Below are 22,130 nucleotides of genomic sequence, written 5' to 3'. Positions count from 1 at the left end.
CGTTCCATCCTACCAAACAGAGCTCGTCAGGCCGCGAGAAAACGCCCGTTTGAGACAGGTTTCCGAGCCTGGAGGGCGTATTTGCCTTCCTAGCCGTAAGTATCGCGTGGACCACGCCCTGGAATCGACCTGGGGCCTCTTTTCCAGGAGGGTGCTCCGGGGCCCTGAAAACGGATCGTGTCGACCCCTGCCTCCGGGTACCGTTCGGCGATGCGGACGAGGATCTCGTGACGCATGTGGCGCAACTGCGTCGCCCAGGCCGTCGACTGGCACTGCACGAGCAGCACGCCGTCGGAGATCGACACCGGTTCGGAGTATCTGGCGGTGTCCTCACCGCACAACTCCGCCCAGTTGCCGAGGAGGTCGTGTTGCGCGAGCGGCGAGTTCCAGCCGAGGCCCGCCGTCAGCGAATCGATGACCGACCCGAGCCCCTTGGGGTCGCGACCGACGCCGTAGGGGACGGAGTCCTGCGGGGTGGCGGCCGATCGTTCGCGCCGTTTGCGGTCGCGCGAGACGCGCTCACCGCCGAAGATCTCCTTGAACCGGAGGTAGACCGCCGCCGACAGCTCGCCGGCCGGATCGGCGTCGCGACCGAGTCGTCTCGGCTCAGTCATGGGTCGACTCCGGAACCGGTGACTCAGCGGGGAGCGACGTCGGATCGTCGGTGTCCTCGACGATCCGACCGGCCTCGATGCGGACCACGTGGGCGGTGAATCGTTCCGGGACGTCGTCGAAGACCGCAGCGGTGATGATCACCTGGTCGTACTCGGCGACGGCCGCCGCCAGCCGTTCGCGACGACGCGAATCGAGTTCCGCGAAGACGTCGTCGAGGATCAGCACCGGGTCGCCGAGGGAGGAGTCCGCACGGAGCAACTCGGCGGAGGCCAGCTTCGCCGCGAGTGCGAACGACCAGGACTCGCCGTGACTGGCATAGCCCTTCACCGGCAGACCGTTGAGGCCGAAGAAGACGTCGTCACGGTGGGGCCCGACGAGTGTCAGGCCGCGCTCGAGCTCGGCGGAACGACGGTTCGTCAACGCAGCACGGAACCGTTCCGCGATGAGCGCCGAATCGACCGGCGCACCCGGTTCCGGGGTCTCCGTCGGATCCGCCACGGCGGACTCGTCTTCGGCGTCCGTCCCGGAAATGCTGAGGACCGGCAGCAGGACGGGCCGGTGATCGTCGCCGGCGACGGCTCGGTACGCGGCACGGAGCGGGCCCCCGAGCATCGCGATGAGCTGCAGGCGTTCCGCGATGATCTCGGTGCCGTACTGCACGAGTCGGTCGTCCCACAGGTCGAGCGTCGCCAACGGGCCCGATTTCAGGCCCCGCGCCCGCGCAGACTTCAGGAGCGAGTTGCGTTGCTTCAGTGAGCGGTCGTAGTCGGCCATGACACCGGCGAGCCGCGGGATGCGCTGGACGAGCAGTTGGTCGATGAACCGCCGTCGCGCGGAGGGGTCGCCGCGCACGATCAGGAGGTCTTCCGGAGCGAACAGGACGGTCGAGACGTACCGTGGGAGCTCACGTGGCTTGATCTGCGAGCGGTTGACCTGCGCCCGGTTCGCCGCACCGCGGTTGAGCTGCACTTCGGCGAGGAGTTCGCGACCGTCGTGCACGATCCGCGCCCTGATGATCGCAGCATCCGCACCGTGCCTGATGAGCGCCTGCTCGGACGAGACCCGGTGCGACCCGAGACTGCTCAGGTAGCCGATCGCCTCGACGAGATTGGTCTTGCCCTGACCGTTCCGCCCGACGAACAGATTGGGGCCGGGTTCGAGCGCCACATCGACCACCGCGTAGTTGCGGTAGTCGGTGAGATTCAAGTGCCGCACGATCACCACGTCACCCTACCGTCTCGCCCCGACGCCGGCCTCCTGCGCACTCGACGACACCGGCGACACCGGCGACTGAAGAGCGCATGGTGAACGAAAGCGACCCTCCCGGCGAGCATAGAGCCGCGGGAGGGTCGTCTCGTTCGTCAGGAGGCGTCGTGAATCAGTCGTCGGCCTTCTTGACCGCGTGTCCACCGAACTGGTTCCGGAGGGCTGCGACGGCCTTCATCGCCGGCGAGTCCTCCTGGCGCGAGACGAACCGGGCGAAGATCGACGCGGAGATCGTCGGGACGGGCACCGCGTTGGCGATGGCTTCCTCGATCGTCCAGCGACCCTCACCGGAGTCCTCGACGTACCCTTCGATCTGCTCGAAGTCCGGGTCCTCCTCGAGGGCGCGGACGAGGAGCTCGAGCAGCCAGGACCGCACGACGGTGCCGCGCTGCCAGGCCTTGAAGGTGCCCGGGACGTCCTTGATGATGTCCTCGCGCTTGTCGAGGAGCTCGAAGCCCTCGGCGTACGCCTGCATGAGGGCGTACTCGATGCCGTTGTGGACCATCTTGGCGTAGTGGCCGGCGCCGACCTCGCCGACGTGGACGAAGCCCTCGTCACGCGGACCTTCGGGCCGAAGCGCGTCGAAGACCGGCATGACCCGCTCGACCTGCTCCTTGGAGCCGCCGACCATGAGGCCGTAACCGTTGTCGACACCCCAGACACCGCCCGAGACGCCGGCATCGATGTAGTCGATGCCCTTGGCGGAGAGCAGTTCGGCGTGCTTGAAGTCGTCGGTGAACCGGCTGTTGCCACCGTCGATGACGAGGTCACCGGCTTCCAGCAGACCGTTGAGTTCCTCGACGACCGAATCGGTGATCGCTCCCGCGGGAACCATCACCCAGACCGTGCGAGGTGCCGGGAGTGCAGCGACGAGGTCGCTGATCGTCGCGACGTCCGTGACATCCGGGTTCCGGTCGAAACCAGTGACCTCGATGCCGTTCGCACGCAGACGCGTGCGCATGTTGTTGCCCATCTTGCCGAGACCGACGAGACCGATGTGCATGGTAAATCCTTTGCGTGTCAGCGCAGCAGCAGGTTCGGCTGCAGCAGGTACTTGTAGCTGTCGGCACCCGGCTGATCCTTGGAGGATTGGCTCGTGATGAGCATGGGTCCCGGCTTGTTCGTGTTCTCCGTCTTGGTGAACGAGAAGCGCACGTACTCGCTCCGGACCGCGGTCAGACCGTCGATCAGGAACTGCGGCTTCAGGGAGAGCACGATGTCGTCGCCGGTGAGGAGGGCGTCGATGCCTTCCGATGCCTGCGCCTGCTCGGATCCGACGGCCTCGAGCGTGAGCCCGTCGATGGTGAAGGTGAAGCGGAGGGCCGCTTCGCGCTCGAGAACCAGCGACATGCGTCGGGTCGCCTCGATGAGTTCCGCGGTGTTGATGATCGCGTAGTTGTCCGTCGTCTCGGGGAAGAGTCGCTTGACCGGCGGGAAGTTGCCCTTGATCAGGAGCGAGGTGACCGTCTTGCGGTCGGCCCGGAAAGCGATGAGCTCGCGGTCGTCGCGGTTCGTGATCGCGACGTTGATGTTCCCGCTGTGCCCGAACGTCTTGCCGACCTCCTGCAGGGTCCGGGCGGGCACGAGCGCCGTGACCGTCTCGCTGGATCCGTCGCCCTGACCGGAGTCCCAGTCGATCTCGCGGACCGCGACCCGGTAGCGGTCGGTGGCGACGAGGCTGAGGCTCGTCTTCGAGACCTCCAGCTGCACGCCGGTGATGACCGGGGTGACGTCGTCGCGGCTCGCCGCGACGGCGACCTGGCTGACTGCCGTCGCGAACTCGTCGGCGGGGACGAGTCCGAACTCGGCATCGACCTGCGGGATGGTCGGGTACTCCTCGACGGGCATCGAACCGAGCGTGAACCGTGCGGAACCGCAGGTGACCTCGATGCGGTTCTCGACCTTGCTGAACCGGACCGGCGCATTGGGGAGTCGGCTGGCGATCTCGGAGAGCAGACGGCCGTTGACGAGCGCGGTGCCGGACTCCTCGACCTCTGCTGCGATGCCGGTCTGGCTCGAGACCTCGTAGTCGAACGAGGACAGGATGAGACCGTCGTCGCCGGCTTCGATGAGGATGCCGTTGAGGATCGGCAGCGTCGGGCGCTGCGGGAGCAGCTTCACTGCGAACGAGACGGCTTCGCTGAATACATCCCGGTTGACGCTGAATCGCACGACAAGTCCCCTGTCTCTGGTTCTCGATGACGTCACCAATGCTAGTGGGTCGGCCTCCGGCGTCGAGTGGCGTCGAGGCTGTGGAGAAGCGAGCCTGGGGAAAGGTTGTTTGGCGGAGAGATCATTGAATTAACGGTTAACAGTCTTAACCGGTGTGGAAACTGTGGATAAGTCGCTCGAACCCGCTCGAACACAGGGAACTACATGTGTGTAACTTGGTGGCGGCCTGTGGAGAGAGTGCAGCGGGTGTGTGGGACTCGATCGCCGGTGAATGATGTTCACTCACAAGGCGGTCCGATGCTTCCACATCTCTCCACAGGTTATCCACAGGGCTGAGACGGTGGAATGTGGACAGATCCGAGGCCGGTCCGAGCGGTGGCGTCCTGCTCGTCGACGCGTGATGAACGAAAACGGCCCCTCGAGCCCGTCACGGGTGTCGAGAGGCCGGAAACGTTCATCAGGACGCGTCAGGACGGACGCGGGGCTCAGGAGCCGTAGCGGAGGTTCTGCTTGATCCGGCTCGTGAGCTCGGTGACCTGGTTGTAGATCGAGCGCTTCTCCTGCATGAGGTCCGTGATCTTCCGGTTGGCGTACATGACCGTGGTGTGGTCGCGGTTGCCGAACAGCTGTCCGATCTTGGGCAGGGACAGGTTGGTCAGCTCACGGCACAGGTACATCGCGATCTGCCGTGCCGTCGCGACGGCCTGAGAGCGACTCGAGCCGTACAGGTCGTCGACCGAGAGCTTGAAGTAGTCCGCGGTCGTGTTGATGATGTCGATGGGCGAGATGACGTTGTCGTCGTCGAGGCTGATGACGTCCTTCAGGACCGTCTGGGCCAGCGTCATGTCGACCGCCGTCCGATTCAGGCTCGCGAAGGCGACCACACGGATGAGGGTGCCCTCGAGCTCGCGGATGTTGCTCGACACCTTCGTCGCGATGAACTCGAGCACCTCGTCCGGGATGTGGAGTTTCTCGTTCTGCGCCTTCTTGCGCAGGATGGCGATCCGTGTCTCGAGGTCGGGTGCCTGGACGTCGGTGATGAGACCCCACTCGAAGCGCGAACGCATGCGCTCCTCGAAGCCTGTCAGCGCCTTCGGCGGCAGGTCGCTCGTGATGACGACCTGCTTGTTGTGGTCGTGCAGGGTGTTGAAGGTGTGGAAGAACGCCTCCTGCGTCTCCGCCTTGCCCTGGAGGAACTGGATGTCGTCGATCAGGAGGATGTCGATGTCCCGGTACCGCGACTGGAAGAAGGATCCGCGGTTGTTCGCGATCGAGTTGATGAAGTCATTCGTGAACTCCTCACTCGAGACGTACCGCACGCGGATGCCGGCGTAGAGGTTCATGGCGTAGTGGCCGATGGCATGGAGGAGGTGTGTCTTGCCGAGGCCGGAGTCGCCATACACGAACAGCGGGTTGTAGGCCTTCGCCGGCGCTTCGGCCACCGCGACGGCGGCCGCGTGCGCGAACCGGTTGGACTGACCGATGACGAAGTTGTCGAAGCTGTACTTCGGGTTGAGTCGGGTGTCGTTCTCCCGCGCCGGCAGGGTCGGTGTCGGGGTCAACTGCGGCTGCGGTGACTCGAGCGGTGCCGGATCGATGTGCTGGAAGCCGGCCTGCTCGTACCGCTCCTCGACGATGTCGGGGTTGACGACGATCGCGTAGTTGCTGACGGGGCCGCCTTCGACGATCGAACCGAGGGCGGCGAGGATGGGCGCGCGCATGCGCTGGTTCAACATCCCCATCGTGAACTCGTTCGGGACCTCGAGGTAGAAGGTGCCGCCCATGATGCCCTTGGGCACGATGAGGTTCAGGAACCCTCGCAGCGGCGGGGTGATGCGGTCGTCGACGGAGAGGATCCCGAGCACCGTTTGCCAGGTCTCAGCGATCGCATCGTCGGCGTCCGACATAGTTCTCCCCACACATACTCACAGGTTCATCCACAGGCTCTCCCCTGAGTATGCGGGGCTGAACACGGTGCTATCCACACGCTGTGCATAACCCGGGGACTCACGCTAACAACACGTCGCCCCAGGCCCAAATCACTGTACGGCGGGCCTGCGTGTCACTGCTACAATTTCTGGGAATCCTGTGGATAATCAGTCGTTTGGCCGCACCTGGTTTGACCTTCGACCGTCGACCCCGTAGTTTGAATCAGTTGACTTCTGCCCACGGGCACCCTTCCGTACCCTGCTGCCACCTGTGCAGTGGTTGGTCATGATCCGGAGATCGTAATTATGAGCAAGAGAACCTTCCAGCCGAACAACCGCCGTCGCGCCAAGAAGCACGGCTTCCGTCTGCGCATGCGCACGCGTGCCGGCCGTGGCATCCTGTCGGCTCGTCGCGCCAAGGGCCGCACCGAACTCTCCGCGTAGAGCCGTCGTGCTCGAGCGTGGGAGCCGGATCACGTCCGGCGACGACTACCGAGGGGTAGTCCGTCGCGGATCCCGGTTCGTCGGCGAGCACACGGTCACCTACGTACGTATGAACCCGAAGGGCGGACAGCCGCGCTTCGGGTTCATCGTTGCGAAAACGGTCGGAAACGCAGTGACACGCAATCTCGTCAGACGGCGCCTCAAGGCCATTTGCCACGACAGCGTCGATTCCGCTGCCCGCGGGAGCGACGTCGTGATCCGCGCGTTGCCGTCGGCCGCGACCGCGCCGTTCGCCGCGCTCCACGACGAACTCGACCGCGCGTTCGCCAAGCGAGGCGTCACCCCGGTCCGGACGGATGCACGCCGATGAACGGTGTTCTCGCTGCTGCCTGCCTCGCGCCCCGCAATGCCGCGGTGCTGGCGCTTCGCGGGTATCGAGCCACCGTGTCACCGCTCTACGGTGACGTCTGCCGGTATTACCCCAGCTGCTCCGCGTACGCTCTGGGAGCGGTACAACAGCACGGCGTCGTCGTCGGCGCAGGCCTGGCCGCAGCGCGGATCGCGCGCTGCCACCCGTGGGCGGCACCGCGCTTCGACGAGGTCCCTCCCAAGAAGAACTTCCGCTACAGCGTCACGCCTCACGGATTTGTAGTGCAACCGAGCCACGGAAAGGGCTGACCCGCACCTATGGACATCATCGGCACAATTCTCTGGCCGCTCAAGTGGGCGGTCGAGCTGCTTCTCGTGGGTTGGCACCTGCTGTGGACGGCCGTCGGACTCGACCCGGCAGCCGGCCTCACCTGGGTCCTCTCGATCGTCGGCCTCGTCCTCGTCGTCCGTGCGGCGCTCATCCCCCTGTTCATCAAGCAGATCAAGAGCCAGCGCAAGATGCTCGAGATCGCACCGCAGATGAAGAAGGTGCAGGAGAAGTACAAGGGCAAGCGCGACCAGGCCAGCCGCGAGGCCATGTCCCGCGAGACCATGGAGCTGTACAAGAAGCACGGCACCTCCCCCGTCAGCGGATGTCTGCCCCTCCTGGTCCAGATGCCGATCTTCTTCGCCCTGTTCTCCGTGCTGAACGACGCCCAGAAGAGCAAGGCAGGCGTCGGTCCACTGAACGAGACGCTCGCCGTCCAGTTCGGCGACGCGAACCTCTTCGGTATCGCCCCCCTGCACACCAGCATGCAGGCCGCGCTGGCCGGCAACCCGGTCAACTGGGCCGTCGTCATCATCGCCGCGGTCATGGTGATCCTGATGTGCGCCTCGCAGTTCATCACCCAGCTGCAGATCGTCTCGAAGAACATGTCCGCTGAGACGAAGGCCAGCCCGCAGTTCAAGCAGCAGCGCATCCTCCTCTACATCCTCCCGTTCGTCTTCCTGTTCTCCGGTTTCGCGTTCCCGCTCGGCGTCATGTTCTACTGGCTGACCTCCAACGCGTGGACGATGGTGCAGCAGTTCCTCGTCATCCGGAACATGCCGACGCCCGGATCCGACGCGGCGAAGGCCCGCGAGGAGCGCCTCGCCCGCAAGGGCAAGCTGATGACGCCGAACGGTGACGTCATCTCGATCTCCGAGGCCCCCGTGCCGGAGAAGAAGGTCCCGGCTCAGCGCCAGCAGCCCATGGGCAAGGCGCGCGCCAAGAAGCAGCAGTCCGACGGACGAGACAAGTAGGAGTATCGGTGACTGACCAGGAACTGGCCGTAGCCCAGGACGAAGAAGCCCCCACGATCAGCCAACTCGAAGAAGAGGGCGACGTCGCGGCGGACTACATCGAGGAGTTCCTCGACATCTGCGACATCGACGGTGACATCGACATCGATGCCCGCAACGGTCGTGCGTACGTGTCGATCGACTCCCCCACCGAGAGCAACCTCCGTCTCCTGTCCCGTCCCGACACCGTGAACGCGTTGCAGGAGCTGACGCGTCTCGCTGTGCAGAACCGCACGGGTGGGTTCTCACGTCTCATCCTCGACATCGGTGGGTCCCGCGAGGCTCGTCAGCAGGAGCTCGGCGCTCTGGTCGAGCGTGCTGTCGAGCGTATCGAAGCCGGATCGACCGAGGCGGCACTTCCTCCCATGTCGAGCTACGAGCGTAAGTTGGTGCACGACATTGTCTCCGCTCGTGGGTTCGTGTCCGAATCGCACGGCGAGGGACGCGATCGCCACACCGTGATCACGCGCGGCTGACGCGCGCGTTTCACGTGAAACTGCGATGACTGACGCACAAGACGCTGCTGTCCTCGAGCCGGAGCCGGCCGAGGCTGCCCAACTGTTCGGTGAGCAGATCGAGGTCGGTCGCTCGTTCGCCAGGAATCTGGCGACGCACGGGGAACCCCTTGGGCTTATCGGCCCGTTGGAGCTCCCTCGCTTGTGGACGCGACACATCTTGAACAGCGCTATCGTCGCGCCGTTGCTTCGTCCCGGACGAGTCGGCGATGTCGGCACGGGTGCTGGGCTTCCCGGATTGGTCCTGGCGATCGCACGACCTGATGTCGACTTCGTCCTCATCGAGCCGATGGAGCGTCGCGTCGCGTGGTTGAACGACCAGGTGGGGGCGCTCGGATTGCGGAACGTCGAGGTCGTGCGGGCGAGAGCGGAAGAGGTCCGACTCGCGGAGCAGCTCGACCAGGTGACGGCTCGGGCGGTCAGCGCGCTCCGCAAGTTGTTGCCGCTCACCGCTCCCCTGCTTCGTGACGGTGGCGAGCTTGTGCTGATGAAGGGTGCCGGCGCGCAAGCTGAGGTCGATGCTTCGACGAAGGAGCTGCGCAAGTACAAGGTGTCCGGCGTCGAGGTACGCACGCTCGGCGAGGGTGTGCTCGCGGAGCCAACGCGAGTCATCCTAGGCGTTGTTCGCGGCTGACTCGATTCGTCAGGGCGCCGAGTGCTCCGCCGGCGCCTCTGAGCTCGGCGATCAAGCCGATCCGCACTCGCCAGGAGAATGCGTCCTGACGAACTCGGCCTAGCTGAGGCCGCCTCATAGGGAGCCTGAGTTCGTCAGGAGCGATTCTCCGGTCATATCGGGCATCAATTTAGCCTGATTCGCCGGCTGATGACGCTCCGATTCGTGTTGAGTCAGCTTCCGCTGATGCTGATATGAAGCATTTTACAGCCAATCACTGCGCGAGGTCGGCTGTGCCGCTACAGGTCACTCGGCCGCTGGTCTTGGCGCGACACCATGATCTGCGTGCCAAGGGACGTACCGCGAGCACCGAGAGCCTCGTCGATCGTTGACCGCCACGCGTGTTCCGGTTCATACGCGCGGCGAGCTGCAGGAGTCTCCACACGGCCGACTCTTCGGACGGGTGTGCTCATCCGGCGAATCCTTCTGGTTGTGATCGCGCGCTGGTTACCGCGGGCATCAACCGGTGGGTGGGTCGAGGCAACTTCCCCGGCGTGTGTAGCGTGCCAGCGAACATCGCCAGCACAGGAGTTCGCACCGACCGGCAAAGTGGATACAGCTGATCTTGATCGGCAGAGTGCTCGATGAAGGCCGCTGGCGGTCAGCGCAGCAGGGTCGCGGGGAGGGCTCCGCGGGATCCGGGTGCCGCCACGGACAATGATGGCGGCGGTGCGGCATCGACGCGACCGGACCGATTCGGCGAGGGTAAGCGGCATCAGTGGTGCGTACCGCAGCCCCGCTACAGATGAACCTCACTGAGCGAGTTGCGAGTTTCGGAGCTTCAGCGGAGCGCGCGGGCGGTGGCCGAAGTACCGTGTGCATCACGTGAGCGGCCCCGGTGTGCGGGACTGGTGATGCCGGAATGCAGGCGGCCACGCGTGAGTGGGTGCCCGAGACGGCCGGCCGCGACAGGTCGGCTCCTCCCCCGGCACGCTCATACGCAAGAGTCTGCGGAAGGAGCCCCGAGAAGGGTGGGTTCGCTGCCTCATCGTATGCTGTAGGCGCCTTGCGCGGCGCGATGAACAGCCGTACTGAGGTCTGTTTCACGTGAAACGCCCGTCGAACACGCCGTGGCGCGTCTCTCCGGCGAAACCGGAGCACCAATGGACCATCTGCGATGTTTCACGTGGAACGGTGAGTATCTTCGCACGCTATCGCCCGGCCCGGGAAGGGCCTGTCGTCGAGCAACCGGCCAATCCGGTGAAGAAACCTAGCCTGAAACTCGTCGGCGCGGCATCGCCTCCGATACCGGCGGGGCGCTGTGATCGGACCGAGGCGCGGATGGCCGTTGTCACCGTGTCCCGATTTTGGCCTCGGTCTCGCTGGGGTGCTCGACACGGATGACGGCTTGAATCCGAGGGTTCCACGGATCCGGGATGAAGCCACTCCCGCGTTCAGCGCGAACGCTGCTCGCTGAAGAATCCAGAACCAGGCGCCGGGGCGTGCCTTGCTGGCCTCACGAGGATCTAGTGAAGAACTGGGGTCGATGTTTCACGTGAAACAGCATGGTCGATCCGCAGAACGCCGACACAGCTGCACCGCCACGGCAGTCGGCTGTGTGCGCACCATCACGCGTGGTCATTGACGCAGGTCACTGTCGTGCCACGCGGTCAACGGCAGTAAGACACACCCCGGCGACGCCACAGAGTGTGGCTCAAAGCTGCACTGGGCGTCAGTGGACGACGAGCGCAAGTAGCGGATGTCTGACGGGTCTGAGACGCGATCAATCCGTGAGGCGCACATCCCGCGTCGCTGACTCGTAGTTCATCGACCTCGAGGCTAGCCATTGAGGGGGTGTTCCACGTGAAACACTGGTGTGGCGATACGGGCCGCGTACCTGGCACGGTTCTGCTCCGGCCCTCCAGGCGCTTGCTCCTTCCGGCGGTCTCTCAGTTGTGTCAGGACACCACTCATGATGAGTGGGCCGCATTGGTCCTCATAAGAAGCGCCATTCGCGCAAGGAAACCCACCGGCGCTGCGGCGGTCGTGCTGATGCCGTGTCGGATGGCCGAGTAGTGCAATGTTCCACGTGAAACACTGGCGCAGAATGCACGCGACACTCGTGATGATCCATCACACCTGCCGCACCTGCTGACTGTGGATAACTCTGTGGACAGTCCGAGGTCGTTGGCGCGAATCATCGGTCAACACAACACTTCCCTGAACGAGCTCCGAGTCATAGGCGGCCGACGTAGGCAGCCCGCACGCAGGGGCTGTGTGGTCGCGGTGCTCGTCTAGTCACGGCCGAACGACCCGAAGTTCCGCGTATTTCCGCGGAACTGTCGAGGACTTACGTCCTTCGGCGGGGTTCCGTCGAGTTCGGGCACTCGCCGAGCACGGCGATCGGGCGAGTGCCAGCGGAGCGACAGCGCTGGACATGAGTGGCTCGGCAGAGGACGCGCGGGATCCGCAAGAGCCTGTGGATAACCGTGTGCACAACTCCGGTCCTCGGGAGCGTCGGCTCCGGTGCACTCAGTCCTTCGTGGTGCTGATGGCGGAGGATGAACTCGAAGTCGACGGCCCGAGACGATCGGATCAGTCGTGCTTGCGGGAGATCTCCGTCCCCTGCGTCAGCCTGCGCTGGTACGGTTGAAGAACACGTTTCGAGCGAGAAGGTTTCACGTGAAACAACCCGAACCAACGCATTCCGCAGCATCCGCGCGAGACTCCGTTGGTAGCGCCTTCGACGCATCGACTCCCCTGGCTCGCGAACTTCACCATCTGACTGAGAGGCGCAAAGCCTTGGCTCACGCAACGCTGCCGACTCCAGACCACACGCGGGTGTTCACGGTTTCCAATCAGAAGGGCGGCGTGGGCAAGACGACGACGACCGTCAACATCGGCGCTGCTCTCGCCCGCTCCGGCGCACGCGTGCTGGTCATCGACCTCGACCCGCAGGGGAACGCCTCCACGGCGCTCGGCGTTGAGCACCACTCGGACGTCCCCAGCGTGTACGACGTCCTGATCGACGACTTCCCGCTCGCCGACGTGGTGCAGCAGAGCCCGGAGTTCCCCACCCTCTTCTGCGCTCCCTCCACCATCCACCTGGCCGGCGCTGAAATCGAGCTCGTCTCTCAAGTGGCTCGTGAACACCGGCTGCGCACCGCGCTCGAGCAGTTCATCCAAGATGCCGAGGAGCCGTTCCACTACGTTCTGATCGACTGCCCGCCGTCACTCGGCTTGCTGACGATCAACGCCTTCGTCGCGGCGAAGGAGGTGCTCATCCCGATCCAGTGCGAGTACTACGCGCTGGAAGGGCTCAGCCAGTTGTTGAGCAGTATCCAGTTGATCCAGCGCCATCTGAATCCCGGTCTCGCCGTGAGCACCATCCTGCTCACGATGTACGACGGGCGCACCAACCTTGCGCAGCAGGTCGCACAGGATGTCCGTGACCACTTCACCGGTCAGGTCCTCGAGTCCATCATCCCCCGCGCCGTGCGCATCTCGGAGGCGCCCAGCTTCGGGCAGAGCGTCATCAGCTACGACCCGACGTCTCTGGGTGCCGTCTCCTACCTCGAGGCCGCTGCAGAGATAGCGAACCGCTGGGCTGCACAGCAGCACGCGTCACCCGATACGAACCACCCTGAGGGAGTCAGTCACTGATGGCAACGAAACGAACCGGACTCGGCCGTGGGATCGGTGCCCTCATCCCGACCACGAGCTCCGATACCCAGGCGAACCGGCCCGTCGACGTCTTCTTCCCCGACAACCAGGGGACGGCTCGGAAAGCTGCAAAGGATGCGGCTACGGCGGCAGCCGACGCCGCGGCTGCGGCCGCCGAGTCCTCAGCGCCGTCGTCGGACGCTGTCCCGGCCGAGGAGGGCCCACAGCTCGTCGCCGTGCCCGGTGCACGACTCGCCTACCTCTCCCCCGGGCTGATCGTTCCGAACGCAAACCAGCCCCGTACCGTGTTCGATGAGGACCACCTCGCCGAGCTGGTGACCAGCATCCGCGAGGTCGGCGTACTCCAGCCCATCGTCGTGCGCCCCATCCCCGGTGACGATGAGCAGTACGAGCTCATCATGGGTGAGCGACGTCTCCGCGCCTCGAAGGAGGTCGGACTCGACCGGATCCCGGCGATCATCAAGGACACTGCGGACGAGGACATGCTTCGGGACGCGCTCCTCGAGAACCTCCATCGCTCCGAGCTGAACCCGCTGGAAGAGGCCTCTGCGTACCAGCAGCTCCTCGCGGACTTCGGGATCACCCAGGATGAGCTCGCGAACCGGATCGGCCGCTCACGGCCCCAGATCAGCAACACCATCCGTCTGCTCAAGCTGCCCGCGGCGGTCCAGCAGCGGGTCGCAGCGGGCGTGCTGAGTGCCGGCCACGCACGGGCCATCCTGTCCCTGACTGATCCCGAAGCGCAGCAGCGTCTCGCCGACAAGATCGTCAACGAAGACCTCTCCGTTCGTGCGGCAGAAGCCGCCGCCGCTCAAGGCGTCCAGGCGAAGAAGCCGAGGCCGATCGCAGGCTCCCGCCGTGGCCAGCTCGACGAGATCGCCGACCGCCTCGGTGACCGCCTGAACACTCGCGTGAAGGTCACGCTCGGAGCGAAGAAGGGCCAGATGGTGGTCGAGTTCGCGACGATCGCAGATCTGAACCGCATCCTCAGTGAGCTCGGCGAGTCCGGCTTCGGACAGTCTTCCTAGCGACGTTTCACGTGAAACGCGGGGATTGCTCATCGAGCGGTCCCCGCGTTTGCGTTCTTCCGAGTTGTTGCGACACCATCCGTCCCGTGCCGCGACCGGCGCGCACGAGATGGGGAAAGTCCTGATCCGAGCCGGAATTGACAGCGATCGTCCGACGTTTCACGTGAAACGCTAGCGCTGAAGCTTGCCTTTCGTACCTAGCCGCGGTGATCCATAAACGAAGAACCGCCCGGCTCCGGAGAGTCGGGCGGTTCTGAGCGAGGATGATCTCCTGGTCAGCCGATGAAAGCTGCGAGGTCCTTCTCGAGTGCTGCCTTCGGCTTTGCGCCGATGACGGTCTGGACGACCTCGCCGCCCTTGAAGACCTTCATGGCCGGGATGGAGGTGATCTGGTACTTCATCGCGAGGTTCGGGTTCTCGTCGACGTTCAGCTTGAGGACGGTGATCTTGTCACTGTTCTCGGAGCCGATGGTGTCGAGGATCGGGCCGACGGCGCGACACGGACCGCACCAGGCGGCCCAGAAGTCGACCAGGACGGGCTTGTCGCTGTTGATGACCAGCTCGTCGAACGTGGCTTCGGTGACTGCATCTGACATGAGTGTTCTCCTTCGTGGTGCGCGCGTCGAGGTGGGCGCGCGGTCGATCAAACGGTGGTGGCGAGGACCGGGTCGGAAGGCTGGGGGCGGCCCGCGGTCTGAGCCTCGCCGATGGCGGCCAACTCGCCTGCAGCCTGCTCGCGGTCGGCGAGGTAGTGCTCCGCGTCGAGGGCCGCGATGGTGCCACTGCCGGCAGCCGTGATGGCCTGACGGTAGGTGGGGTCGATGACGTCACCGGCGGCGAAGACGCCGGGCAGGTTGGTCTTCGACGAGCGACCCTTGACCGCGATGGTGCCTTCGGGAGCGAGGTCCAACTGTCCGTGGATCAGGTGCGTGCGCGGGTCGTTGCCGATCGCGATGAACAGTCCGCCGAGCGGCAGGTGCGTCTCGGTGCCGTCGGTGGTCGACCGCAGCGTCACGCCGTCCACCGCGTCGGCGCCGGTGATGCCTGCGACCTCGCTATTCCAGATGAACTCGATCTTGTCGTTCGCGAATGCGCGGTCCTGCATGATCTTCGACGCGCGGAGGGTGTCCTTGCGGTGGATGACATAGACCTTCGACGCGAAGCGCGTGAGGAAGGTGGCCTCCTCCATCGCACTGTCGCCGCCGCCGATGACCGCGATGGTCTTCTCCTTGAAGAAGAAGCCGTCGCACGTCGCACACCAGGAGACGCCGTGACCGGAGAGGCGCTCCTCGTCGGCTAGTCCGAGCTTGCGGTACGCGGAACCGGTGGCGAAGATGACGGTGTGTGCCTCGTGGACCTGACCGTTGCCGAGGGTGACGGTCTTCACGTCGCCCTCGAGCTTGAGGTCGGTGACGTCGTCGTAGAGCACCTCGGTGCCGAACTTCTCTGCCTGCTCCTGCAGCTTCATCATGAGCTCAGGGCCCTGGATGCCGTCGGGGAAACCCGGGAAGTTCTCGATCTCGGTGGTGTTCATGAGCTCGCCGCCCGCCTCGACCGACGACGCGACGAGCAACGGCTGCAACGAGGCGCGCGCAGCGTAGATCGCCGCCGTGTAGCCGGCGGGTCCTGATCCGATGATGATGACCTGACGCACGATGCTCCTCAGTGGTTCGTGGACTCCCGGACCAGGTGGGTTCCGGGCTTCCGAGTGGTGTAACACATCCTAACCGGCGCCTATTCCGCTGCTGTGGGGCCTCGGACAGCTCTCAGGTGCGCGCGATGCGCTCGTCCGGCAGACGGCGATCAGCGGCCGAGGCGAGCGAGGACGGGTGCCAGAGCGGCCTTGAGTTCCGGCGTCCGCAGGAGGGCGAGGACGGCCAGGTAGACCGCGGCCATGACGGTGCCGACGACCGCCATCGTGATGATGGCTCCGGGGATCGTCGCCGTGGTGAACCCCTCCTCCCCGATGCCGCCCAACAGCGACAGCACGACGACGCCGACCGCGGCGGCGGGAACGGCGGCCGCGACGTATCGCAGGAGGCTGAGGAGGATCCGCTTCGTGTCCAGGCCACCCAGCCGACGACGGAGCAACCATGCGGCGACCACCGTCTGAGCGATGCACGCGACCGTGATGGCGAGGGCGACGCCGGCACCCACCAGGTGCTTCGGCAGGACGAGCAGGACGACGATCGCGAGCAGCACGAAGAGCAGCGTCTGGAACAGCGTGAAGAAGAACGGTGTCTTCGTGTCACCCAGGGCGTAGAACGCGCGCTGCAGGACGAAGAGGATACAGAACGGGACCAGGCCGATGACGAAGGCGATGATGATGCCCCCCATGGCCTGCGCCTGCTCGAAGGTCTCCGCGAACACGCTTCCGAAGGGGACGGCCACCACGATGATGACCGCGGCGGCGAGGACGATGAGGACGCTCACGACGCGGATCGCCGCCGAGATGTCGGCCTGCAGTCGAGGGAGGTCACGCCCGTGCTCCCGGGTGCCCTGCGCGTGTTCGCTCATGCGGGTGAAGTACGCCGTCGCGATCGAGACGGTGATGATCGAGTGCGGCAGCATGAAGATCAGCCACGCGTAGTTGAGGATCGCGACGGACGGCCCCTGATCACTGACGGAGGCGACGATCTGGGTTTCGATGATCCCCGCGCCGGTCGTCAGCAGCAGCATGCCGAAGGTCCAGCTGGCGATCCGACCGGTGGCCCGGAGTCCCACCCCCCGCCACTGGAAGTCAGGTCGGAAGCGCAGCCCGGCCTTCCGCCAGAAGACCATGAGGAACGCGGCCTGGACCACGACGCCGAGCGTGGCGGACCCGGCGAGCAGGACGGTCCTACCGTCGGTCCACTCGAGCACGGCGAGGTCACCGCTGCCGTACACGCCGATGAAGGCGACCAGGCCGGCGATCGCGATGACGTTGTTGAGGACGGGCGCCCAGGTGAACGGCCCGAACATCTTGCGGGCGTTGAGGACCTCGCCGAGCACGGTGTACAGGGCGTAGAACAGGATCTGCGGGAGGCACCAGTAGGCGAACGCCGTCGCGAGCGCGAACTGGTCCGGCGGCAGGGTGGCAGCCACGATGAACACGAAGACCGGCGCCAGCAGGGTGATGACCGCTGTGGCTCCCCCGATGAACACCAGGGTGATGGTCACGAGCTTGTTGATGTACGCGTTGCCACCGTCGGCATGGATACCGGCTCGGACGATCTGCGGCACCAGCACGGCGCTGAGGACGCCGCCGCCGATGATGACGTAGATGGTGTTCGGCAACTGGTTCGCGATGGCGAAGGTGTCGCCGATGACGACGACACCGATCGCCTGTGCCACGAGGATGGCCTTGACGAAGCCGAGGAGCCGGGAGACCAGCGTCCCCGAGGCGAGGAGGGCGCTCGCCCTACCGATGCCGTCAGCCATTCGTCTCCCGTCGTCCGGGTGACGACTCTACCGGGGGCTCTCCGTCCGCACGCTCATCGTCGTCCGGCGCGATGCCCGCGGGGGCGGCGAGAGCACGACGCTTCGCCCGACGGCCGAGCACCATGCGGACGACCCCGCTGACGAACAGCAGGGCGACGAGCAGAGCGAGGACGACAGCGCCGATGCCCTCCCAGTCGGCGCGGACGTTCACGCCGACGAACGACTGCTCACCGATGGCCTGACCACCCGTGCTGAACAGTTGCACTCGGAGGGTGGCGTCACCGTTCCCGATCTGCGCCTGGACGGGGACGAGGACAGTCGCCCGCGAGTCCGCGGCGATCTCCTGCGTGACGGAACCGGAGATGCTGAGACGACCGTTGCTCGGCGACGCCTGCATCACGACGGTGACGGGGTACGGCAGGTCGTTCCGAACCGCGAACGGCAACGACACCTCACCGCCCACCATGTTGATTCGGCTGCTGTCCGTCACGCGGACCGATGCGAGGACGGTGTCGGTGCGCTCCTGCTGCGCCGTGACCGCGGCGCCCCAGCCCTCCGCCGTGGAGAGCCACCCGGCTGCGAGGCTGGAGAGCAGCGTGGCGCGCTCACGCCCGGTCAACAGCTCGGGCTCGTTCAACACGGAGGAGAACTCGGTGACGAGTCGTTCGTCGTCGAGGAGGACCCGGACGTCCGAAACCCGGTCGTCGTTCGGGGCCATCGCACCGAGGGTGACCGCGGCCGGCGGTTCCGTGAGGGTGCTCGCGAGGGACGTCCGAGCGGTGGCCGGCAACGAGCGGAGTGCGTTGACCGTGTCGCCCAGGGCCGGGAGCGTGGAGTCGACGGCGCGCGGGAGGACTGCGACGACCGTTCCGCCGGTCGACCCCTCCGTACCGATGGCGGCGGCCCGGGCGTTCACGTCCGCGATGGCGTTCTGGAACGCGCTGTCCGTTGACGCCGAGGCGGCGGCGCTCAGTGAGTCGGCGAGACCGTGGTCGACCAGGAGGGTCGGTGTGGTCCCGGCAGTCGCCGACGCGCGGAGCGTCTGACCGCTCGTGGAGGTGTTGGCTGAGTCCACCATCGCGACCGCGCCACCGGACGAGGTGAAGACGGAGAGGTCGGCATCGGTCACCGCGCCGCTCGCCCACACGATGTTCGGGAGTGAGTAGCTCCATTCGAGCAGCTCGGCCATCGTCGGAACGGTCGGGACCGGTTGGGCGGGCGTCTGGGAGGGTGACGGTGTGGGGGTGGACCCGTCGGACGGCGTGGCGGTCGGGGACGCCTCATCGGTCGCCGTCGCGGGTGACGGGCCCGTCTCCGGGCTCGGCTGGACGCCGTCGGGGCCCGTGGTCGGTGTATCGGACGGCGTCGGAGTCTCGGTGGGCTGCACCACAGGGAAGTCGGCGACGTCCAGGGCGAAGCCGAACGAGGTTGGCGCCATCAACTGCCCGAGCCCAGCCTCGGCTTGGACGGCAGGCTCCGCGTCGCCGTACTGGAGGGCGAACGTCTCGTTCGGTGCGGCCTCGAGGCGGGCGAGCCAGGCCACGGCCCCCTCAGGCGCTCGAGTGCCGAGCGCTCTGATGGAGGCGATGATCCGAGGATCGATCCCGAGGGCGATCTGCTCACCGAAGTACGCGTCGAGCTGCGTCGTGAGTGCACCGTCGTCGTCGGTGAGCTCGGTGAGCTCGTCGGCGTCGAGGAGCCCGCCGTAGCTGATCGGCACAGTGAGTGGGGCGACGACGGCGAGCGAGGCCGCCGTGGGCTGTCCCTGGGACCGCCAGACCAACGCAGTCCGTCCCCCGGCGGCCGTGTCCCCCGCCGTATAGCCCGCGGAGACGCCGTAGGAGCCCCAGCTGTCCGCGTCGTCGAAGCCGAGTGCCGGCGGGGTGAAGTCGAGGCCACTCACGACGTACTGCTGCCCGGCGATGAGTTCCGGGATCTCGATGGTGCGGACCACGGTCGTCCCGCTCGGTGTCGTCGCCGCGTCGGCACCCGAGGTGTCGAGCCACGCGTCGAGCGCCGCCGTCCCGGTGATGCGCGCGGTGGTGACGGCCAGCAAGAGGGAACCGGCCGGCAGGTCGTCGTCGGTCCCGTTCGTCAAGGTGATGCCGAAGGAGGTGATCGACGACTGCTCGACCGCTCCCCCGTCGCTGGGGCTCACCTCGACCGACACGAGACCGTCCGGCGTCGTGGCTGCATGCGCTGTCTGCAGGGGTGCGGCAGCGGCGAGTGACACCGGCGAGGAGAGCCCGGAGGACACGACGGCGAACGACAGCGCGGCTGCTGCGAGGGCGCTGAGGAGGCGTGGGAGGCGGCTTGGTCGTGTCATGGGCTGATGGACCACGTCGCTCAGGCGGAGTGGTCCGCTCACGATTCTACGGTGGCGCTCCAAACGAACCTGGGTGCTTGTGCACCGGGAGGTCACGGCTTCCGCAGGGAGCGCCACCGAACGTCGGGCTACGACCCGTCTGACACGATGCGATCGGCGTCGCCCTCGTCCGGCGCACCCTCGTCCTCCCGCCGGCCGTGACCGAGCGAGAGGGTCGCGAGGAAGCCGACGACGAGGAACGCCGCGGCGGCGAAGGCCGCGTATCGCGTGCCGTCCGAGAGCGCGACCTTGGCGTCCTCGGCGACCGCGGCCGTCGCGGGGTCTGCGGCGAGTCCGGCGATGGACGCCCCGGCGCTGTCGACCACGCTCGAGACCAGGGCATCGCGCTGGGCCACCGGGATCCCGGCGTCGTCGAGTCGTGCGTCGAGCACGGAGGCGGTGCTGATGAACAGCACGGTGCCGAGGACGGCGATGCCGAGCGCCGATCCGATCTGCCGGGCCGTGCTCTGCGTCCCGGAGCCCTGCCCGCTCTGCTCGATCGGGACGTCCTTGAGGACGACGCCGGTCAGCTGCGCGGTCGCGAGCCCGACTCCGAACCCGTAGACGAAGAGGGACACCGCGATCGCGAACCACGGGGTGTCGGTTCCGACCGCGAACCCGATGCCGACGACACCGGCGATCTCCGCGAGGATGCCCACCCGCACGATCGTCACCGGCGCGACGCGGTTCCCGAAGGCTCCGGCGAAGCCGCTCGCGACGAACGATCCGATCGCCAGCGCCAAGAGGACCACGCCCGTCTGCAGTGCGCTGTATCCGAGGACGTTCTGCAGCCAGATCGGGAGCGACAGGATGATGCCGAACTCGCCCAGGGAGACGATGAGTGCAGCGATGTTGCCGTTGCGGAACGACGGCAGGGAGAAGAGCGAGAAGGCGATGATGGTGCTCTGCCCCTGCCGCATGCGTCGGCGGCCCCAGAGCACGAACGCGACCGCACCGATCACGGTCACCACCAGTGCGATGGGCACCGGGGAGAGCGTGAACGGCCACGTCCAGTCGCCGACGACCAGCGGGGCCTCGGTCGTCCACCAGCCGAGGCTGCGGCCCTCGATCAGTCCGAACACGAGCGACGAGCTCGTGATGATCGACAGCGCAGCACCGACACCGTCGATGCGTCCGGTCGTCACGTCGCGCGACTCGGAGACGAACAGGAGCAGTCCGATGACGATGACGACACCGAGCGGCACGTTGATGCCGAACGCCCAGCGCCACGAGAAGTCGGTCGTCAGCCAGCCGCCCAGGAGCGGCCCGACCGCGACCATGCCGCCGATCGTCGATCCCCAGACGGCGAAGGCGATCGCTCGGTCGCGGCCTCGGAACGTCGCGTTGATGATCGACAGGGTCGTGGGAAGGATCATCGCCCCGCCGACGCCCTGGACGACCCGCGCGAGGATCAGGAGCTCGCCGGTCGCTGCGAGTGCGGCGAACACCGACGCCGCGACGAAGACGACGACGCCGAGGAGGAGCATCCTCCGGCGACCCACCCGGTCCGCGAGGGTCCCGAACACGATGAGGAGCGCGGCGAAGACGAGGGTGTAGGACTCCTGGACCCACTGGACCTGTGTCGACGAGATGCCGAGGTCGTCCACGATCGACGGGATCGCGACGTTGACGATGGTGGAGTCGACGATGATGAGCGCGACGGCGACGCTGATGGCGACGAGTCCGAACCATTTGCGGCGGTCGGCGGTGCTTCGTCCAGGCGTCTCGGACAGGTTGGATTCCGTCATGCGCGGAAACGATCAGCTAGCTGCATATTGTGAGTATGCGCCCGCGATCAGCGGTTGTCACCCACCATGTGTCGTATTCAAATTCGGGCATACGACTGCCCGACAGATGCCGTCGAGCCAGGCGGTGTCACTCCGCGTCGTCGCCCTCCCATGGCGGTCGAGCCACCTTGCCCGACATCCGCCAGACCGCACGCGTCAGTTCCGGATGCACTCGGGCGATCTCCCGGAGCACCTCGTACTCCAAGTGGTCCGCATTGTCGCGGTGATCCTGGGCGTCCTCCAGCGAGGAGTACCCCGCGAGCCGTGCCATGGCGTGCTGAGCGGCGAGCCCTCGAGCGTGCAGCGCGTCGTCCCGGAGTACGGCGACGACGAGCTCGTCGACCGTCGGCATCGACGGCAGGAAGTCCCACGGGTCCTCGCCGTCTCGGGCGCGATGCTCGATGATGACCTCGCGTTCGAGCTGCGCATCACGCCGCAGTTTCGGAAGGTCGACCGCCTGCAGATCCACGTACCCTCCTCGCTCCGGCGCACCGGCGGCGCGCACTCGGGTATCAAGGGTACGCCTCGTATCGGTGGACCTCGCCGTCAAGACGGCCTCGGACCGATGGACGCACCTGGTACC

The 22,130-nt window shown here is 66.1% G+C and carries 19 protein-coding genes; 8 read left to right on the top strand and 11 right to left on the bottom strand.

Annotated features, from left to right (window positions below; translation table 11 throughout):
* Window positions 1-89 precede the first annotated feature (89 nt).
* The 5 genes from ITJ57_RS00780 to dnaA form a co-directional block, all read right to left on the bottom strand.
* Window positions 90-614 (bottom strand): DUF721 domain-containing protein, encoded by a 525-nt coding sequence (locus tag ITJ57_RS00780; protein ID WP_194668421.1) that lies wholly within the window; start codon window positions 612-614, stop codon window positions 90-92.
* Window positions 607-1,836 carry a DNA replication/repair protein RecF gene (recF, locus tag ITJ57_RS00775; RefSeq protein ID WP_194668420.1) on the bottom strand — a complete coding sequence of 410 codons (1,230 nt, stop codon included), beginning with the start codon at window positions 1,834-1,836 and terminating at the stop codon, window positions 607-609. Before recF ends, ITJ57_RS00780 begins: the two co-directional genes overlap by 8 nt.
* Before the next feature lie 157 nt (window positions 1,837-1,993).
* On the bottom strand, window positions 1,994-2,884 hold the full coding sequence (gene gnd, locus ITJ57_RS00770; RefSeq protein WP_056010210.1) for a phosphogluconate dehydrogenase (NAD(+)-dependent, decarboxylating): 891 nt from the start codon (window positions 2,882-2,884) through the stop codon (window positions 1,994-1,996).
* A 17-nt stretch (window positions 2,885-2,901) separates the two neighbouring features.
* On the bottom strand, window positions 2,902-4,053 hold the full coding sequence (gene dnaN, locus ITJ57_RS00765; protein ID WP_056010213.1) for a DNA polymerase III subunit beta: 1,152 nt from the start codon (window positions 4,051-4,053) through the stop codon (window positions 2,902-2,904).
* A 485-nt stretch (window positions 4,054-4,538) separates the two neighbouring features.
* The gene (gene dnaA, locus ITJ57_RS00760) at window positions 4,539-5,960 is read right to left on the bottom strand and encodes a chromosomal replication initiator protein DnaA (RefSeq protein ID WP_194668419.1); all 1,422 of its coding nucleotides are present in this window, start codon (window positions 5,958-5,960) and stop codon (window positions 4,539-4,541) included.
* A gap of 327 nt (window positions 5,961-6,287) precedes the next feature.
* On the opposite strand from dnaA, the gene rpmH reads away from it, so the two are divergent.
* From rpmH to ITJ57_RS00720, 8 genes are all read left to right on the top strand, one after another.
* A complete protein-coding gene (gene rpmH, locus ITJ57_RS00755; protein WP_056010217.1) occupies window positions 6,288-6,425 on the top strand; it encodes a 50S ribosomal protein L34 in 138 nt (45 codons plus the stop codon).
* The gene (gene rnpA, locus ITJ57_RS00750; protein WP_370582107.1) at window positions 6,364-6,795 is read left to right on the top strand and encodes a ribonuclease P protein component; all 432 of its coding nucleotides are present in this window, start codon (window positions 6,364-6,366) and stop codon (window positions 6,793-6,795) included. Before rpmH ends, rnpA begins: the two co-directional genes overlap by 62 nt.
* Window positions 6,792-7,103 carry a membrane protein insertion efficiency factor YidD gene (gene yidD / locus ITJ57_RS00745; protein WP_082456005.1) on the top strand — a complete coding sequence of 104 codons (312 nt, stop codon included), beginning with the start codon at window positions 6,792-6,794 and terminating at the stop codon, window positions 7,101-7,103. Before rnpA ends, yidD begins: the two co-directional genes overlap by 4 nt.
* A gap of 9 nt (window positions 7,104-7,112) precedes the next feature.
* The gene (gene yidC / locus ITJ57_RS00740; protein WP_194668417.1) at window positions 7,113-8,096 is read left to right on the top strand and encodes a membrane protein insertase YidC; all 984 of its coding nucleotides are present in this window, start codon (window positions 7,113-7,115) and stop codon (window positions 8,094-8,096) included.
* Between the two features lie 8 nt (window positions 8,097-8,104).
* Window positions 8,105-8,611, top strand: coding sequence for a R3H domain-containing nucleic acid-binding protein (locus ITJ57_RS00735; protein WP_194668416.1), 507 nt, complete (start codon window positions 8,105-8,107; stop codon window positions 8,609-8,611).
* A 25-nt stretch (window positions 8,612-8,636) separates the two neighbouring features.
* Entirely contained in the window at window positions 8,637-9,284 is a 648-nt protein-coding gene (gene rsmG / locus ITJ57_RS00730; protein WP_194668415.1) for a 16S rRNA (guanine(527)-N(7))-methyltransferase RsmG, read from the top strand.
* A 2,661-nt stretch (window positions 9,285-11,945) separates the two neighbouring features.
* On the top strand, window positions 11,946-12,926 hold the full coding sequence (locus ITJ57_RS00725; RefSeq protein WP_194668414.1) for a ParA family protein: 981 nt from the start codon (window positions 11,946-11,948) through the stop codon (window positions 12,924-12,926).
* Window positions 12,926-13,975, top strand: a complete 1,050-nt coding sequence (locus tag ITJ57_RS00720) for a ParB/RepB/Spo0J family partition protein (RefSeq protein WP_194668413.1) — start codon at window positions 12,926-12,928, stop codon at window positions 13,973-13,975. The genes ITJ57_RS00725 and ITJ57_RS00720 overlap by 1 nt, the downstream gene beginning before the upstream one ends.
* A gap of 275 nt (window positions 13,976-14,250) precedes the next feature.
* Here the strand turns inward: ITJ57_RS00720 and trxA are convergent, their stop codons facing one another.
* The 6 genes from trxA to ITJ57_RS00690 form a co-directional block, all read right to left on the bottom strand.
* Complete coding sequence (gene trxA / locus ITJ57_RS00715) at window positions 14,251-14,571, bottom strand: thioredoxin (protein WP_056010228.1); 321 nt, start codon at window positions 14,569-14,571, stop codon at window positions 14,251-14,253.
* Window positions 14,572-14,618: 47 nt separating this feature from the next.
* Window positions 14,619-15,629, bottom strand: a complete 1,011-nt coding sequence (trxB, locus tag ITJ57_RS00710) for a thioredoxin-disulfide reductase (RefSeq protein ID WP_194668412.1) — start codon at window positions 15,627-15,629, stop codon at window positions 14,619-14,621.
* A 149-nt stretch (window positions 15,630-15,778) separates the two neighbouring features.
* Window positions 15,779-17,395: a murein biosynthesis integral membrane protein MurJ gene (murJ, locus tag ITJ57_RS00705; RefSeq protein ID WP_194668411.1), complete on the bottom strand. Its 1,617-nt coding sequence runs from the start codon at window positions 17,393-17,395 to the stop codon at window positions 15,779-15,781.
* The gene (locus ITJ57_RS00700; RefSeq protein ID WP_194668410.1) at window positions 17,388-19,721 is read right to left on the bottom strand and encodes a DUF6049 family protein; all 2,334 of its coding nucleotides are present in this window, start codon (window positions 19,719-19,721) and stop codon (window positions 17,388-17,390) included. Before ITJ57_RS00700 ends, murJ begins: the two co-directional genes overlap by 8 nt.
* Before the next feature lie 128 nt (window positions 19,722-19,849).
* Window positions 19,850-21,508: a DHA2 family efflux MFS transporter permease subunit gene (locus tag ITJ57_RS00695; protein WP_194668409.1), complete on the bottom strand. Its 1,659-nt coding sequence runs from the start codon at window positions 21,506-21,508 to the stop codon at window positions 19,850-19,852.
* Window positions 21,509-21,635: 127 nt separating this feature from the next.
* On the bottom strand, window positions 21,636-22,016 hold the full coding sequence (locus tag ITJ57_RS00690) for a hypothetical protein (RefSeq protein ID WP_194668408.1): 381 nt from the start codon (window positions 22,014-22,016) through the stop codon (window positions 21,636-21,638).
* Window positions 22,017-22,130 lie beyond the last annotated feature (114 nt).

Origin of the sequence: Plantibacter sp. VKM Ac-2880, assembly GCF_015351235.1 — a bacterium.
Taxonomy (GTDB): Bacteria; Actinomycetota; Actinomycetes; order Actinomycetales; family Microbacteriaceae; genus Plantibacter.
The sequence above is the reverse complement of the archived record's forward strand: the minus strand, read 5'-3'. Positions and strand labels throughout refer to the sequence as shown.